Source organism: Methylobacterium sp. TK31, assembly GCF_055361545.1.
Genome location: NZ_CM143964.1, coordinates 1,928,862 through 1,942,908 on the forward strand (window position 1 = coordinate 1,928,862; position 14,047 = coordinate 1,942,908).

Annotated in this window: 12 protein-coding genes; 8 read left to right on the top strand and 4 right to left on the bottom strand. The window is 72.0% G+C overall.

Going from position 1 to position 14,047, the window contains the following annotated elements:
- The first annotated feature begins 72 nt into the window (after positions 1–72).
- From ACXJY8_RS08805 to ACXJY8_RS08820, 4 genes are all read left to right on the top strand, one after another.
- The gene (locus ACXJY8_RS08805) at positions 73–1,479 is read left to right on the top strand and encodes an alpha/beta hydrolase (protein ID WP_463778852.1); all 1,407 of its coding nucleotides are present in this window, start codon (positions 73–75) and stop codon (positions 1,477–1,479) included.
- Positions 1,476–3,026: a GMC family oxidoreductase gene (locus ACXJY8_RS08810; protein ID WP_463778854.1), complete on the top strand. Its 1,551-nt coding sequence runs from the start codon at positions 1,476–1,478 to the stop codon at positions 3,024–3,026. Before ACXJY8_RS08805 ends, ACXJY8_RS08810 begins: the two co-directional genes overlap by 4 nt.
- A 128-nt stretch (positions 3,027–3,154) precedes the next feature.
- Complete coding sequence (locus ACXJY8_RS08815; protein WP_463778856.1) at positions 3,155–3,334, top strand: type II toxin-antitoxin system HicA family toxin; 180 nt, start codon at positions 3,155–3,157, stop codon at positions 3,332–3,334.
- A 57-nt stretch (positions 3,335–3,391) separates the two neighbouring features.
- The gene (locus ACXJY8_RS08820) at positions 3,392–3,808 is read left to right on the top strand and encodes a type II toxin-antitoxin system HicB family antitoxin (protein WP_463778859.1); all 417 of its coding nucleotides are present in this window, start codon (positions 3,392–3,394) and stop codon (positions 3,806–3,808) included.
- Positions 3,809–3,903: 95 nt separating this feature from the next.
- On the opposite strand, the gene ACXJY8_RS08825 is transcribed toward ACXJY8_RS08820, so the two are convergent.
- The 3 genes from ACXJY8_RS08825 to ACXJY8_RS08835 all read right to left on the bottom strand — a co-directional run bounded on the left by ACXJY8_RS08825 (position 3,904) and on the right by ACXJY8_RS08835 (position 6,949).
- Positions 3,904–4,782: an SDR family oxidoreductase gene (locus ACXJY8_RS08825; protein ID WP_463778864.1), complete on the bottom strand. Its 879-nt coding sequence runs from the start codon at positions 4,780–4,782 to the stop codon at positions 3,904–3,906.
- A gap of 67 nt (positions 4,783–4,849) precedes the next feature.
- The gene (locus ACXJY8_RS08830; RefSeq protein ID WP_463778868.1) at positions 4,850–5,056 is read right to left on the bottom strand and encodes a hypothetical protein; all 207 of its coding nucleotides are present in this window, start codon (positions 5,054–5,056) and stop codon (positions 4,850–4,852) included.
- An 87-nt stretch (positions 5,057–5,143) separates the two neighbouring features.
- Positions 5,144–6,949 (bottom strand): glycoside hydrolase family 15 protein, encoded by a 1,806-nt coding sequence (locus ACXJY8_RS08835; RefSeq protein ID WP_463778871.1) that lies wholly within the window; start codon positions 6,947–6,949, stop codon positions 5,144–5,146.
- Positions 6,950–7,256: 307 nt separating this feature from the next.
- Between ACXJY8_RS08835 and ACXJY8_RS08840 the strand changes: the two genes are divergently transcribed.
- The 4 genes from ACXJY8_RS08840 (at position 7,257) to ACXJY8_RS08855 (ending at position 12,566) form a co-directional block, all read left to right on the top strand.
- Entirely contained in the window at positions 7,257–7,490 is a 234-nt protein-coding gene (locus ACXJY8_RS08840) for a hypothetical protein (protein WP_463778873.1), read from the top strand.
- A 2-nt stretch (positions 7,491–7,492) separates the two neighbouring features.
- Positions 7,493–8,122 (top strand): TetR/AcrR family transcriptional regulator, encoded by a 630-nt coding sequence (locus tag ACXJY8_RS08845; protein ID WP_463778876.1) that lies wholly within the window; start codon positions 7,493–7,495, stop codon positions 8,120–8,122.
- Complete coding sequence (locus tag ACXJY8_RS08850; RefSeq protein ID WP_463778880.1) at positions 8,119–9,384, top strand: efflux RND transporter periplasmic adaptor subunit; 1,266 nt, start codon at positions 8,119–8,121, stop codon at positions 9,382–9,384. The genes ACXJY8_RS08845 and ACXJY8_RS08850 overlap by 4 nt, the downstream gene beginning before the upstream one ends.
- 98 nt (positions 9,385–9,482) lie before the next feature.
- Positions 9,483–12,566, top strand: a complete 3,084-nt coding sequence (locus ACXJY8_RS08855; protein WP_463778885.1) for an efflux RND transporter permease subunit — start codon at positions 9,483–9,485, stop codon at positions 12,564–12,566.
- Positions 12,567–12,606: 40 nt separating this feature from the next.
- Here the strand turns inward: ACXJY8_RS08855 and ACXJY8_RS08860 are convergent, their stop codons facing one another.
- Positions 12,607–13,929, bottom strand: a complete 1,323-nt coding sequence (locus ACXJY8_RS08860; RefSeq protein ID WP_463778889.1) for an MFS transporter — start codon at positions 13,927–13,929, stop codon at positions 12,607–12,609.
- Positions 13,930–14,047: the final 118 nt, after the last annotated feature.

Here is a 14,047-nt window from a genome sequence, read left to right on the forward strand (position 1 = left end):
ACGCCCGGGCTGCTGCCGAACGCCGCGTCCCCGATGACTTGAACGGACGACGGCGCGCGCTCTTTCGGGCCTATGCCAATCAAACCCTCCGACCATCTGGTCTTATATTGCCTTCATTACCTCGGCGGCAGTGCCGGGACCTTCGAGACGGTCGCGCAACACCTCGCGGGCGCAGTATCCTGCGTCGCCCTCGACCTGCCGGGCTTCGGCGCGGACGGCGCCGGTCCCGGCCTGGACGTCGCCGCGATGGCCGTGGGCGTGGCGGCCCGGATCCGGGCCGACGCGCCGGGCCGCTGGATGCTGGCCGGCAACAGCATGGGCGCCAAGGTCGCGCTCGCGGTCGCGCGGCAGGCGGAGGACGGGGCGCCCGGCCTCGAAGGCCTCGCGGGCCTCGTGCTCATGGCGGGCTCGCCGCCCTCCCCCGAGCCCATGGCGGAGGACAGGCGCGCCGCCATGATCGCCTGGATCGACGCCGACCCTGAGACCCGGCAGCGGGAGGCCGAGGCCTTCGTCGAGGCGAACGTCGCCGCGCCCCTCGATCCGGACCGGATGGCCCGGACGGTGGCGGATGTCCTGCGCGCCAGCCCCGCCGCCTGGACGCACTGGCTCAGCGCCGGCAGCCGCGAGGACTGGAGCGCCCGCATCGGCGTGCTGCGCAGCCCGGCGATCATCCTCGCGGGCGCGGAGGACGCCGATCTCGGCCCCGCGGCCCAGGCTGCGCTGACCGCGCCGCACCTCGCCCATCACCGCCTCGTGTCCCTGGCGGAGACCGGACACCTCATACCCCTGGAGCGCCCCGAGGCGGTGGCCGAGGCGGTGCGCAGCCTCGCGGCCGGAGCGGTCTCGACCGGAGCCGAGGCGCCGGCGATTCCGGACGCCTACGCGGCCCTGATCCGGTCCGACCGCGTGAACGCCCGCCTGCGCGAGGCCCTGCTGCAACGCGCCGAGCCCGACGATCCGGCCTACCAGCCGCGGGCCCTCGACCCCGTCGGCCTCGCCATCCTGCGGGCGGCCTGCGCCCGGGTGCTGCCGCAGGACGGCGCGGGGACCATCGACTTCGCCGCCCGCATCGACGCCCGGCTGGCGAGCGGGGCGGGGGACGGCTGGCGCTTCGCCCGGCTCCCCCCCGACCCGGAGGCCTACCGGCGCGCCCTGCGCACCCTGGACGCTGCCGCCCGCGCCGCGCACGACAGGCCCTTCGTCGCCCTGGATGCCGAGGCGCAGGATGCGATGCTCGGGAGCCTGGAGGATGGCGCGATCTCCGGCGACCTCGACGCGGAGCAGATGGGCTTCTGGTTCGAGGACCTCCGCGCGGACGTGGCCCGCACCTATCTCGCCCACCCCGTCGCCCTGGCCCGCATGAACTTCAGCGGCATCGGCGCCGGCGGCGACACCGACCCCCTGCCCGGCTTCCATGAAGTCGGCATCGGCCAGCGCGAGGCGTGGGAGCCGAACGCCCCCCTGGAGACCGCCCGATGAACCTCGATGCGATGCGTCGCCACGCCACCTCCGAGACCGTCGACGCGGTGGTGATCGGTACCGGCGCCGGCGGCGCGCCCCTGCTGGCGCGCCTCGCCCAGGCCGGCCTCTCCTGCGTCGCCCTGGAAGCCGGGCCGAACTTCGACCCGAAGGGATTCGCCTTCGACGAGACCCTGGCCGACGAGATCTACTGGACCGAGGAGCGTATCAGCGGCGGCGCGACGCCCGAGGCCTTCGGCGGCAACAACAGCGGCACCGGCGTCGGCGGCTCGACCCTGCACTGGGGCGCCTTCACGCCCCGGGCCGATGCCCGCGACCTGCGCCTCCACAGCGAGACCGGCGAGGGCGTCGACTGGCCCCTGGACCATGCCGAACTGGTGCCGTTCTACGAGCGCGTCGAGGCCTTCATCGGCGTTTCCGGCCCGGCGGCCTATCCGTGGGACGAGACCCGCGCCTACCCCCTTGGCCCCGTCGCCCGCAACGCCCCGGCCCAGGCCATGGCGAGCGCCTGCGCGGCCCTCGGCGTGCGCTACGCCGATGCGCCGGCGGCGGTGGTCTCGCGCGCCTTCGCGCAGGAGCACGGCCCGACCCGGCCCGGCTGCATCAATTGCGGCTACTGCCACCAGGGCTGCCGCACCGGCGCCAAGACCAGCATGGACGTGACCTACCTGCCGCTCGCGGTCCATCACGGCGCCGAGATCCGGGCCGAGGCCCGGGTCCACGGCATCGAGCGCGCGAAGGACGGCCGGGTGACGGCGGTGATCTACCGCCAGGGCGGGATCGACCATCGCCAGCCCTGCCGCAACGTCTTCCTCTGCGCCGGCTCGGTGGAATCCGCGCGCCTCCTCCTGCATCTCGACCTCGCCAACGGCAGCGGCCAGGTCGGGCGCAACTACATGGGCCACGTCGCCACCCAGGTCTGGGGCACCTTCGAGCCCGAGATGCGGATGAACAAGGGCTATCCCTCCTCGCTCATCACCGAGGACATGATCCGCCCGGCCGACGCGGACTTCGCCGGCGGCTACCTCGTCCAGAGCCTCGGCGTGGTGCCGCTCACCTTCGCCAACTCCCTGGCGCGGGGCCGCAAGCTCTGGGGCCGGGCCCTGGCCGACCAGCTCGCCCGCTACAACCACATGGCCGGCATCGGCATCAACGGCGAGACCCTGCCCTGCGACGCCAACGTGCTGACGCTCTCCGACGAGGTCGATGCGCTGGGCATGCGCAAGGCTGCGATCAGCTTCGGCTACAGCCGGAACGAGGAGCGCCTCAACGCCCACGCGACCCGGTTCCTGAACCGGGTCTGGGAGGCGGCCGGGGCCACGGACCTCTGGACCCTGGAGCGCGTCGCCCACACCATCGGCACCTGCCGCATGGGCCGCGACGGCGACACCGCGGTGGTCGACCCCGTCGGCCGCAGCTTCGAGGTTCCTAACCTCTGGATCTGCGACGGCTCGACCTTCCCGAGTTCGCTCGCCGCCAACCCGGCCCTGACGATCATGGCGCTGAGCCTGCGCAGCGCCGAGGCGTTCCTGAAGGCGGGGCGGTGATCATCCGAACCTAGACGGGGCCCAGGAAACGGCGCGGTCACCACGCCGGGTCTGGATGATCCAACCCGGTTGTGGGCCCCTCCGTCGTGTGTATGCTATACACATCATGGTCGGTCTCGGGGGCGGCGATGGACTCCAGGGACCTCATCAAGGCGGTCGAGGCCGCTGGCTGGGTCTGGCACTCGACGACCGGCAGTCATCGCCACTTCAAGCATCCGACGCGGCCGGGGAAGATCACCATTCCCCATCCAAAGAAGGACATGCATCCGAAAACGGTGAAGAGCATCCGGGAGGCGGCGGGACTCTAGCGCAGGTGCATCCCGGTCCAGAACCCGGAAGTCCGTTTCACCGCAGGAGCGAACCTCATGAACGCCATCAGCAACCACGGCTATGTCGCGCTGATCCATCCACCGGAAGGTGGTTCGGAATGGGGGGTCACCTTTCCCGATGTGCCCGGATGCGTCACCGGCGGCGACACCTTCGAGGACGCGGTGGCCGCGGCGCGCGAAGCCCTGTCCGGCCACTTGGCCGCCCTGCGCGCGGATCGCGAGCCGGTGCCCGAAGGGCGCAGCATGATCCAGTTTCTCGAGAGCCGAACACCCGAGGACGCCGCCGGGCTTCCGCAACTGATCTTTCCGCGCCACCTGCCGACCGATCGTGTCCGCGTGAACATCACCATCAGCAAAGCGATGCTGCGGCAGGCCGATGAGACGGCGGAAGCACGCGGCCTCACCCGCTCGGCACTCATCGAGTCCGCTCTCGCGAGCGTCATAGACGCCTGAAGGCCGACAGGCTGGAGACGGCCTGCCGGACATGGGACGATCATGGCCGCGCGCCCCGCTGGCCCGCGATACTCCTACAAGTCGTGCCGAACCACTCAATACATCGGCGTGCCGCCCGTGACCGGCACCAGGGCCCCGGTCATGTAGCTGCCCTCCCGCGAGGCGAGGAGCACGTAGGCGGGGGCGAGTTCGGCCGGCTGGCCGGCGCGGCCGAGGGGCGTGTCGGAGCCGAGGGATTCGATCTGCTCGGGGCTCTTCACGATGGGCTGGATCGGGGTCCAGACCGGGCCCGGGGCGACGCAGTTCACCCGGATCCCCTTCGGCGCCAGCAGGTTGGACAGGCCGATGGTCAGGCTCGCGATGGCGCCCTTGGTGGAGGCGTAGACCAGCATGGTCTTGTCGGCGACCTTGGCCTGCTGGCTGGTGGAGTTCACGATCGCCGCGCCCGGCTTCATGTGCGGCACGGCCGCCTGGGCCAGGTAGAGCATCGCGAAGACGTTGGCGCGGAACGAACCCTCGAGATCCTCCGGCGTGACGTCGTCGAGATCCTCGTTCACCACCTGGGCTGCGGCGTTGTTGACGAGGATGTCGAGGCCGCCGAGTTCGGCCACGGTGCGCGCGACGAGGTCGCGGCAATGGGCCGGGTCGCGCAGGTCGCCGGGCAGGAGCAGGACGCGCCGGCCCGCCTTGCGCACCCATTCGGCGGTGTTCTCGGCGTCGGACTGCTCCACCGGCAGGTACGAGATCGCCACGTCCGCCCCCTCGCGGGCATACGCGATGGCCACCGCCCGGCCGATGCCGGAATCGCCGCCGGTGACCAGGGCGACGCGGCCGGCGAGCAGCCCCTTGCCGACGTAGCTCGTCTCGCCGTGGTCGGGGGCCGGGCGCATCCGCGAGGTCAGGCCCGGCCGCTCCTGCTGCTGGTCGCCGGGAAAGGGCGGCCGCGGGCCGGCGTCGCGGGGATCGATGGTCATCGGCGGGGCGCTTTCGGTGGCTGTCTTCCGAGGGAGGGGCCCGCCGGGCGGCGGGCCCCGGAGAGGGTCAGGCGGCCGCGTCGTCGGCTTCGAGAATGGTCTCGAGGTCGCCCGTGAGGGCATCGAGCTGATCGGCGGTCGCCCGGATCTTGAACCGGGTGCCGTCCTCGGCCTCGACCGCGATCTCCACGTGATCGTCGACGCGGGCGGCCAGGGCCTGCTTGAGAATGTAGGTGGTCACGTCCGTGCTGGTCTTGTCCGCGGTCTTGGCCATGCTGCCGTCTCCTGTCGTGGTCCCCGGCAACGCGGCAGGACGGGGGGCGGATCTGCGACCAAAGCTCCCGCCGGGTGCGGCGGCCCGTCAGAGATCGAGGCCCGACAGGGTCGCGGCGGCCTGGATCAGGGCGAGATGGGTCAGGCCCTGCGGCAGGTTGCCCAGATAGGCACCGCTGACCGGGTCGGCCATCTCCGAATAGGTGCCGGAATTCCGGTCGAGGGCGGCCACCACGGCCTCGAAGGCCGCTTGCGCCTCCGTCCTTTCCCCGAGCAGGGCCCTGGCCTCCACGAGCCAGAAGGTGCAGGCGAGGAAGCAGCCCTCCTCCACCTCGGCGCCGGTGTAGCGGTAATGGTAGGGGCCGCGCCCGAGCTCCCGGTCGATGGCCCGGCAGGTGGCCGCGAGGCGCTCGGGGTTGCCGAACCGGAAGCGCACGGCCAGCGCGAGGGAGGCGTCGAGCTTCTCGGTGCCGGGATGCATGACATAGGATTGCTTCGCCTCCGACCAGCAGTTCCGGTCGATCCAGCTCGCGACCCGGTCGCGGGCGCGGGCCCAGCGCTCGCGGCAGCTGCCGGGCAGGTGGCCGCCATCGGCGAGTTCCACCGCCCGGGCCAGCGCCTGCCAGCAGCTGATCTTGGAGCCGGTGTAGTGCTCGGCATCGGGCAGCTCCCAGATGCCCGCGTCCTTGAGCTTCCAGGATTCGGCGCATTGGTCGGCGAGCCGTGCGAGCAGCGCGCCGGTGCGCAGGTCGAGCATGTTGCCGTCGGCCACGAAGCGCTCGGCGGTCTCGAAGATGTCGCCGTAGATGCCGTGCTGGTGCTGGCCCGTGGCGGCGTTGCCGGTGCGCACGGGGCGCGAGCCGCGATAGCCCGGCAGGTCGATGTCGCGCTCCCCGGGCACGCACCCGCCGTCGAGGGTGTAGAGCACCTGCGCGCCGTGCTCGCCGATGTGGCGCATCAGCCAGGACAGGGCCGCGTTGGCCTCGGCCTGCGCGCCCAGGCGCAGGAAGGCCTTGATGACGTAGCCGGCGTCCCGGATCCAGGCGTAGCGGTAATCGTAGTTCTTGGAACCGCCGATGCCCTCGGGCAGGGAGCTCGTGGCCGCCGCCGCGATGGCGCCGGTGGGCGAGTAGAGCAGCAGCTTCAGCGCCAGGGCGCTGCGCTCGACCTGCTCGGCATAGCGGCCCCGATAGGCGAGGCGCTCGGTCCAGTCCCGCCATTCCTGGCAGGACACGTCGATGCGCCCGTCGATCTCGCCGATCGGCGCCACCACCAGGGGCTGGTCCTCCGCCGCCACGATGGCGACGACCTCGCGCTGGCCCGCCCGCACCTCGACGAAGCCCGAGATGGCGTGGTCGTTCTCCGTCTCGATCCGGATGCCCTCGCTGGTGCGGAACAGGCCCATCATGCCGGCGACGTGGAAGGCGGTGCCGTTGCTGTTGCCCGAGAGGTAGGGGGCGGCCGTGTCGCCCCGCGTGCCGAACACCAGCGAGACCCGGAAGCGCACCCGCCCCTCCAGGCCCTCGATCCGACGGGCGAGTTCCGCCCAGGGCAGGCGCCCGGCGGGGCCGCTGTTCAGGCTCTCGGTGAGGCGCGCCCGCCCGGTCTTCGTGGTGAAGACGGTCTCGTGGACGTTGCTGCCGTCGCGGTAGCCGATCTCGGACGTGAACGGGTCCTCGGGCGTGATCGCGAAGTAGCCGCCCTCCTCCGGGCTGAGCAGGCGGTCGAACAGCGGCGGCGAGTCGAGGTTGGGGCAGCACCACCAGTCGATGGAGCCGTCCGCGCCCGAGAGCGCCACCGAGCGGCCCTCGCCGATGGCCGCGTAGCCCTCGATCGGCAGGTATCCGTCGATGCGGGCGACGGCACCGCCCTCGCGGGGAAAAGGCTTCAGCACGGTGCGGACGACCTCGGATGGTGACGGGACGACACCGGCCGGGGCCGGGCGTGGCGCTACGAGCTGTGCATGCGCGTCGCACGTGTCCGAACGGGCCGACCGGGATCCTCCACGGGGTCTGCTCGAACCCGCGCGACGCTCCGCCGTTCCGGGCGCGGCTTGCTTCATGTTGACACGGCGGGCGGCGGCCCCGGCACGTCCGTGGCCCGGAAGCCGCATCGCGGTGCCCTTCCACACGCCCAGAATGAACGCTCATTGACCCATGAATGAACATTCAATACGACGATGGGGTCGGTTGGAGGTTGCCATGCAGCGGACGCACGAGGATTTCCCGTTTCAGGCGCTGGTGCGGAAGGGGCGGGCGCTCCTGGCGCCGGAGCACCTGCTGCTCGGGGCCGTTCTGGTCCTCGGCTGGGCCGCCCTGATCGCCTGGACCGGCAACGGCGCGGTCGGCTGGCAGGCCCGCCTCTGCGCCGATGCGGACGCTTCGGTCGCCGCCTGCCGGGTGGTCGCGCCGGCGGCGGACGGCAAGGTCTCCTGACCATGGCCTCGCCGGTCGGCACCCTCATCGACGCCCGCGCGAGCCAGGCCGCGCGCCGGGAACAGATCCTCGACGCCGCCTGCGCCTGTTTCGTGCGCAACGGCTTCCACCGCACCACGATGCAGGACCTCGCCCGCGAGGCCGGCATGACGGCGGGCAATTTCTACCACTACTTCCGCTCCAAGGAGGCCCTGGTGCTGGGCCTCGTGGCGCGCGAGCGGATCAGCGGCGCCCAGCTGGTGACGCGCCTCCAGCAGGAGGGCGACCGGCGCAGCGCCCTGTTCGGCGTGCTCGGGCAGTATTTCGGCGCCCTGACCCGGGAGGCGGCGGTGCTGCGCCTGGAGATCTGGTCCGAGGGCACCCGCAACCCGGCCATCGCGGCCCTGACGGCGGAGACCGAGGCGGAAGCCCGGGCCTGGTTCGAGGAGACCTTCGCCGACCTCGCCACCGCGCCGGACTGCGATCCGGTCGCCCTCTACGCCCTGCTGGCGCCCCAGCTGAAGGGCATCCTCCTGAGCCGGGCCATCCTGCCCGAATTCGATACCGGGCTCGCCGTGGCGCAGCTCCAGGCCCTGATCGAGGCCGGGCTCGCCGGTCGCGCGCCCCTCCCCGCCCCGGAACCCCGCCCATGAAAGCCGCCCGCCTCGGCCTCGCCCTGCTCGCCCTGGCGCTGCCGGCTTCCGCCGCCCTCGCGGGGCCGGCCCAGCCGCCGGCCGGCACGGCCCAGCCGCCGGCGGGTTCTACCCAGCCGGCGAAGCCCGCCCTCGTGCCGACCATCAGCGTGGTCGATGCCAAGCGGCGGGAGATCGTCGAGTCGGTGGTCGTCACCGGCACGCTGGTCCCGCGCGACGAGATCCTGGTCACGCCCGAGATCGAGGGCTACCGGGTCACCGACGTGCTGGTCGAGGAAGGCGCCCGGGTGGCCCGCGGCCAGGTGCTCGCGCGCCTCTCGCGCGACCTCATCGACCGCCAGCTCGCCCAACAGGCGGCCCTGGTGGAGAAGGCCGAGGCCGCCGTGCCCCAGGCCCAGAGCAGCATCGAGCAGGCGGAGGCCGCCGAGACCGAGGCCCGCCTCGCCTACGAGCGGGCCCAGCAGCTCCTCAGGACGGGCAACGCCACCGCGGCCGTGATGGAGGGCCGCACCGCCGCCCTGCGCCAGGCCGAGGGCAAGCTCGCCTTTTCCCGCAACGGCCTGCGCATCGCCCGCGCCGACCTCGCCCAGGCCCGGGCCGTCCTGGAGGAGCTGAACCTGCGCCTGGCCCGCACCGAGATCCGGGCGCCGGAGGCCGGCATCGTCAGCCGCCGCACCGCCCGCGTGGGCCTGGCCGCCTCCGCCTCGGCCGAGCCGCTGTTCCGCCTGATCGCCCGCGGCGAGATCGAACTCGAGGGCGAGGTCATCGAGACCAAGCTGCCGCAGCTGCGCGAGAACGCCCCGGCCTGGATCGATCTCGGCGACGGGGTCCGCCTCGCCGGCAGCGTACGGACCGTCTACCCGGAGGTCGACCGCGCGACCCGCCTCGGCAAGGTCCGCATCCGCCTGCAGCCGGACCCGCGCCTGCGCATCGGCACCTTCGCGCGGGGCGCCGTCGAGCTCGCCCGCACCCGGGGCGTGACCGTGCCGCAGGCCTCCGTGCTCTACGGCGGGGCTAAGCGCAGCTCTGTCCTCGTGGTCGCCGACGACGTGGTCGAGGCCCGCGAGGTCCGCACCGGCCTGTCCGACGACGACGACATCGAGATCCGCGCCGGCCTCGCCGACGGCGAGCGCGTGGTGGCCCGCGCCGGCAGCTTCCTGCGCGACGGCGACCGGGTCCGCCCGGTGGCGCTGGCCGTGCCGGAGCCGGCCTCGGCCGCCGCCCCCTCCCCGCGCGAGACCGCCGAGGCGGGCACGCCCTAGCGGGGGCCGCACGCCTTCCCTCCCCCTTGTGGGGAGGAAGGATGCGCGCCGATCGACCCGCCCGTGAACCCTGAACCCAACCGCCTCCGAGCCACCCCATGCGCCTGAACATCTCCGCCTGGGCGATCCGCCACCCGATCGCGCCGCTCGTGCTGTTCCTGGTGCTGATCGTGCTCGGCCTCGTCAGCTTCCGCAGCCTCGCGGTGACGCGGATGCCCAACGTCGACGTGCCGATCGTCTCGGTGACGATCACGCAGTCGGGTGCCGCACCCTCCGAGCTGCAGACCCAGGTGACGAAGTGGGTCGAGGATTCGATCGCCGGCGTGCGCGGCGTCAAGCACATCACCTCGGCGATCACGGAAGGCTCCTCCGTCACCACGGTGGAGTTCCGCCTGGAGGTGAACACCGACCGGGCCGTCAACGACGTCAAGGACGCGGTCTCGAAGATCCGCATCAACCTGCCCCGCACCATCGACGAGCCGGTGATCCAGCGCGTCGAGATCACCGGCCTGCCGATCCTGATCTACGGCGTGCGCTCGCCCGGCATGACGCCGGCCGAATTGTCCTGGTTCGTGGAGGACAAGGTCGCCCGCTCCCTCCAGGGCGTGAAGGGCGTCGGCGGCGTCGAGCGCGTCGGCGGCGTCGCCCGCGAGATGCGCGTCACCCTGCTTCCCGACCGCCTGCTGTCCCTCGGCATCACGGCGGCCGACGTGAACCGCCAGCTGCGCCTGACCTCCGCCGACATGGCGGGCGGGCGCGGCGAGGTCGGCGGGCGCGAGCAGTCGATCCGGACGCTCGCCGCCTCGCGCTCCCTGCGCGACCTCAAGGCCACCTCCATCGTGCTTCCCGGGGGCCGCAAGGTCCGCCTCGACGAGCTGGCGACCCTGGAGGATTCCATCGAGGAGCCCCGCACCTTCGCGCGCTTCAACGGCAAGCCGGTGGTGGCCTTCGCGGTCTCCCGGGGCTCGGGGGCCAGCGACGCCGAGGTCGCGGCCGGCGTCGAGAAGCGCATCGCCGAGTTCAAGACCGCCCATCCCGACATCCAGTTCGAGACCATCGATTCCTCGGTGGCGGCCACCATCGGCTCCTACGATTCGGCGATGCACACCCTGATCGAGGGGGCGGCGCTGGCGGTGCTCGTGGTCTTCCTGTTCCTGCGGGACTGGCGCGCGACGCTAATCGCCGCCATCGCCCTGCCGCTCTCGGTCTTCCCGACCTTCTGGGCCATGGACGCCATGGGCTTCACCCTCAACGGGATCAGCCTGCTCGCCATCACCCTGGTCACCGGCATCCTCGTCGACGACGCCATCGTGGAGATCGAGAACATCGTCCGGCACATGCGGCTCGGCAAGTCGCCCTACCGCGCCGCCATCGAGGGCGCCGACGAGATCGGGCTCGCCGTCATCGCCATCACGGCGACCCTGATCGCGGTGTTCGCGCCGGTCTCCTTCATGGGCGGCATCGCCGGGCGCTACTTCATGCAGTTCGGCCTCACCATCGCGGTCTCGGTGTTCATGTCGCTCCTGGTGGCCCGCCTGATCACCCCGATGCTGGCGGCCTATTTCCTGCGCGACCACGGCCATGCCGAGGCGCACGAGGGTCCGGTGATGCGGGCCTATGGCCGCCTCGTCGGCTGGTCGGTACGTCACCGCGTCGTCACGCTGATCGTCGGCCTCGCGCTGTTCGCCGGCTCCCTCGCCTCCACCGGCCTGCTGCCCTCGGGCTTCATCCCAAAGCAGGACAATGCCCGCACCCTGTTCATGGTCGAGCTCGCCCCCGGCGCCCGCCTGCCCGACACCGTGGCGGTCTCCGACCGGGTGGTGGCCCGCATCCGCGCCCTGCCCGAGGTGGTCTCGGTCTTCGTCGACGGCGGCCGCCAGGCCGGCGGCAAGAAGGAGACGCGCCTCGCCACCCTCATCGTCAACCTGACCCCGAAGAACCAGCGTGCCCGCAAGCAGGCCGCCATCGAGACCGAGATCGCCGGCCTGCTCGCCCAGGAACCCGACATCCGCTCCTGGACCCTGCGCGACGGCGGCCAGCGCGACCTCGCCCTCGTGGTCGGCGGCCCCGACGTCGACGTCGTCACGGAGGTCGCCGCCCGGCTCCAGCGCGACATGGCGGCGATCCCCCACCTCGTCTCGGTGATGTCGACGGCCCCCCTCAACCGCACCGAGGTCCGCATCCGCCCGAAGGCGGGGGCGGCGGCCGATCTCGGCGTCTCCACCGACGCCATCGCCGAGACCGTGCGGGTCGGGACCATCGGCGACATCGGCCTGAATCTCGCGAAGTTCAACGCGCCGGACCGGCAGGTGCCGATCCGGGTGCAGCTGCCCGAGAGCGCGCGGGGCGCGGTCTCGCGCCTCGAGACCCTCAAGGTGCCGGCCAAGAACGGCGCCGCCGTGCCGCTGGCGGCCGTCGCCGACATCGAGCTCGACCAGGGCCCCGGCGCGATCGAGCGCTACGACCGGGTGGTGCGCGTGGCCGTGGAGGCCAACATGGAGGGCTCCGACGCCCTCGGATCCCTCATCGCCCAGGCGCTGGAGACCCCGACCGCCAAGAGCCTGCCGCCGGGCGTCACCATCCGGCAGACCGGCGACGCCGAGATCATGGCCGAGGTGTTCTCCGGCTTCCTCATGGCGATGGGGGCCGGGATCATGATGGTCTACGCCGTGCTGGTGCTGCTGTTCGGCTCGTTCCTGCAGCCGCTGACCATCCTGTTCTCGCTGCCCCTCTCCATCGGCGGGGCGATCCTCGGGCTGCTGATCCTGAACATGCCGATCTCGATGCCGGTGGTGATCGGCATCCTGATGCTGATGGGACTGGTGACCAAGAACGCCATCATGCTGGTGGACTTCGCCGTCGAGGAGATGGCCCGCGGCGTCGACCGGGTCACCGCCATCGTGGATGCGGGCCGCAAGCGGGCGCGCCCCATCGTGATGACCACCATCGCCATGGCGGCCGGCATGGTGCCGTCGGCCATGGCGCTCGGCGTCGGCGGCGAGTTCCGCGCGCCCATGGCGGTGGCGGTGATCGCGGGCCTGATCGTCTCGACCCTGCTCTCGCTGGTCTTCGTGCCGGCGGTGTTCCTGCTGATGGACAGCCTCGGCGCCGTCCTCGGACGGGTCTTCGGCCGCTTCGTCGGCGCCACGGACGAGGCGCCCCTGCCCGTCCCCCACGCCTGAGGCCGGAGTCGGCGCCCCCGGCGCGGGGACGCCGCGGCGGTCAGGCGACCCGGTCGCTGCGGCGCAGCTGGGCCGGCAGGGCGAACAGGCTGATGGCGGCGGCCGTCAGGCACAGGGCGGCGATCACCCAGATGGCCGGGGTGGTCGATCCGGTCAGGTCCTTGACCCAGCCCACCATCACCGGGCTGACGATGCCGCCGAACTGCCCGAGGGTGTTGATGAGGGCGATGCCGCCGGCGGCGCCGACCCCGGTGACGAGCTTGGGCGGCAGGGTCCAGAAGGTCGGGATCGAGGCGACGATCCCGGTGCCGACGAGGCAGAGGGCCAGCATCAGCGGCACGATCTGCCGGTCGAACAGGCCGGCGGCGAAGAAGCCCAGGGCCGCCGCGATGGCGAGGCCGGCGACGAATTTCGGCCGGTTGCCGGAGGCGTCCGAGAGGCGTCCGATCACCACCATGCTGATCGCCCCGCAGATGTAGGGCAAAGCCGCCAGCAGCCCGACCATGCCGGTGCTGGCGCCGCTCGCGGTCCGGATCAGGTCGGGCCCCCAGAAGTTGAGGCCGTAGGAGCCGATCTGGAGCAGGAAGTAGATCAGCCCGACCTTGAGGAATCCGGGGCTGCGGATGGCGCCGAGGAGCGAATGGTCGCCGATCCCGCGATTGGCCTCGGCGATCTGGCTCGCCACCAGGGCCTTTTCCAAATCGGTGAGCCAGCGGGCATCGGTGACGCGGTCGTCGAAGCGGCGCATCACCAGGGCGCCGAGGAGCAGGCAGGGCAGGCCGCCGGCAAGGAACAGCCATTGCCAGCCGGCCAGCCCCGCCACGCCGTTGAGGCCGCTCAGGATCAGCCCCGAGACCGGGGCGCCGACGATGCCCGAGAAGGCCGAGGCCACGAACAGCATCGAGGTGATGCGCCCGCGGCGCGAGGCCGGGAACCACAGGGTCAGGTAGTAGAGGATGCCGGGGGCGAAGCCCGCCTCCATGGCGCCGATGAGGAAGCGCAGGGCGTAGAAGTGCCATTCCTGGGTGATGAACACCATGGCGGCGGTGGCGAGCCCCCAGGAGATCATGATCCGGGCGATCCAGCGCCGGGCGCCGACCCGGTACAGGATCAGGTTCGAGGGCACCTCGAAGATGACGTAGCCGACCACGAACAGGCTCGCGCCGAGGCCGTAGGCGGTGTTGCTGAAGCCGAGGTCGCTCTGGAGCTGGAACTTGGCGAAGCTGATGTTGATGCGGTCGAAGAAGGCGAACAGGTAGCAGACCATGATCAGCGGCATCAGCCGCCAGGCGATCTTCCGGTAGGTGGCGGCTTCGCGGGTGTCTGCGGGCGCGCCGAGGGCGGCCGGGGCGGCGAGGGTCATGGTGTCTCTCCCTGGAGGCGTCTCGATGAGCGCGCCGCCCTTGTGCCCGGGCGGTCTCGCACGTTCGGTTGGTGTCGGCGTTTCGGTCTGTCCGGGTGTTTGAGGCGGAGTTGCGTGC

Coding starts and splice junctions, on each gene's coding strand:
- ACXJY8_RS08805 (WP_463778852.1), top strand. CDS start 73: ATGCCAATCAAACCCTCCGACCATCTGGTCTTATATTGCCTTCATTAC.
- ACXJY8_RS08810 (WP_463778854.1), top strand. CDS start 1,476: ATGAACCTCGATGCGATGCGTCGCCACGCCACCTCCGAGACCGTCGAC.
- ACXJY8_RS08815 (WP_463778856.1), top strand. CDS start 3,155: ATGGACTCCAGGGACCTCATCAAGGCGGTCGAGGCCGCTGGCTGGGTC.
- ACXJY8_RS08820 (WP_463778859.1), top strand. CDS start 3,392: ATGAACGCCATCAGCAACCACGGCTATGTCGCGCTGATCCATCCACCG.
- ACXJY8_RS08825 (WP_463778864.1), bottom strand. CDS start 4,782: ATGACCATCGATCCCCGCGACGCCGGCCCGCGGCCGCCCTTTCCCGGC.
- ACXJY8_RS08830 (WP_463778868.1), bottom strand. CDS start 5,056: ATGGCCAAGACCGCGGACAAGACCAGCACGGACGTGACCACCTACATT.
- ACXJY8_RS08840 (WP_463778873.1), top strand. CDS start 7,257: ATGCAGCGGACGCACGAGGATTTCCCGTTTCAGGCGCTGGTGCGGAAG.
- ACXJY8_RS08845 (WP_463778876.1), top strand. CDS start 7,493: ATGGCCTCGCCGGTCGGCACCCTCATCGACGCCCGCGCGAGCCAGGCC.
- ACXJY8_RS08850 (WP_463778880.1), top strand. CDS start 8,119: ATGAAAGCCGCCCGCCTCGGCCTCGCCCTGCTCGCCCTGGCGCTGCCG.
- ACXJY8_RS08855 (WP_463778885.1), top strand. CDS start 9,483: ATGCGCCTGAACATCTCCGCCTGGGCGATCCGCCACCCGATCGCGCCG.
- ACXJY8_RS08860 (WP_463778889.1), bottom strand. CDS start 13,929: ATGACCCTCGCCGCCCCGGCCGCCCTCGGCGCGCCCGCAGACACCCGC.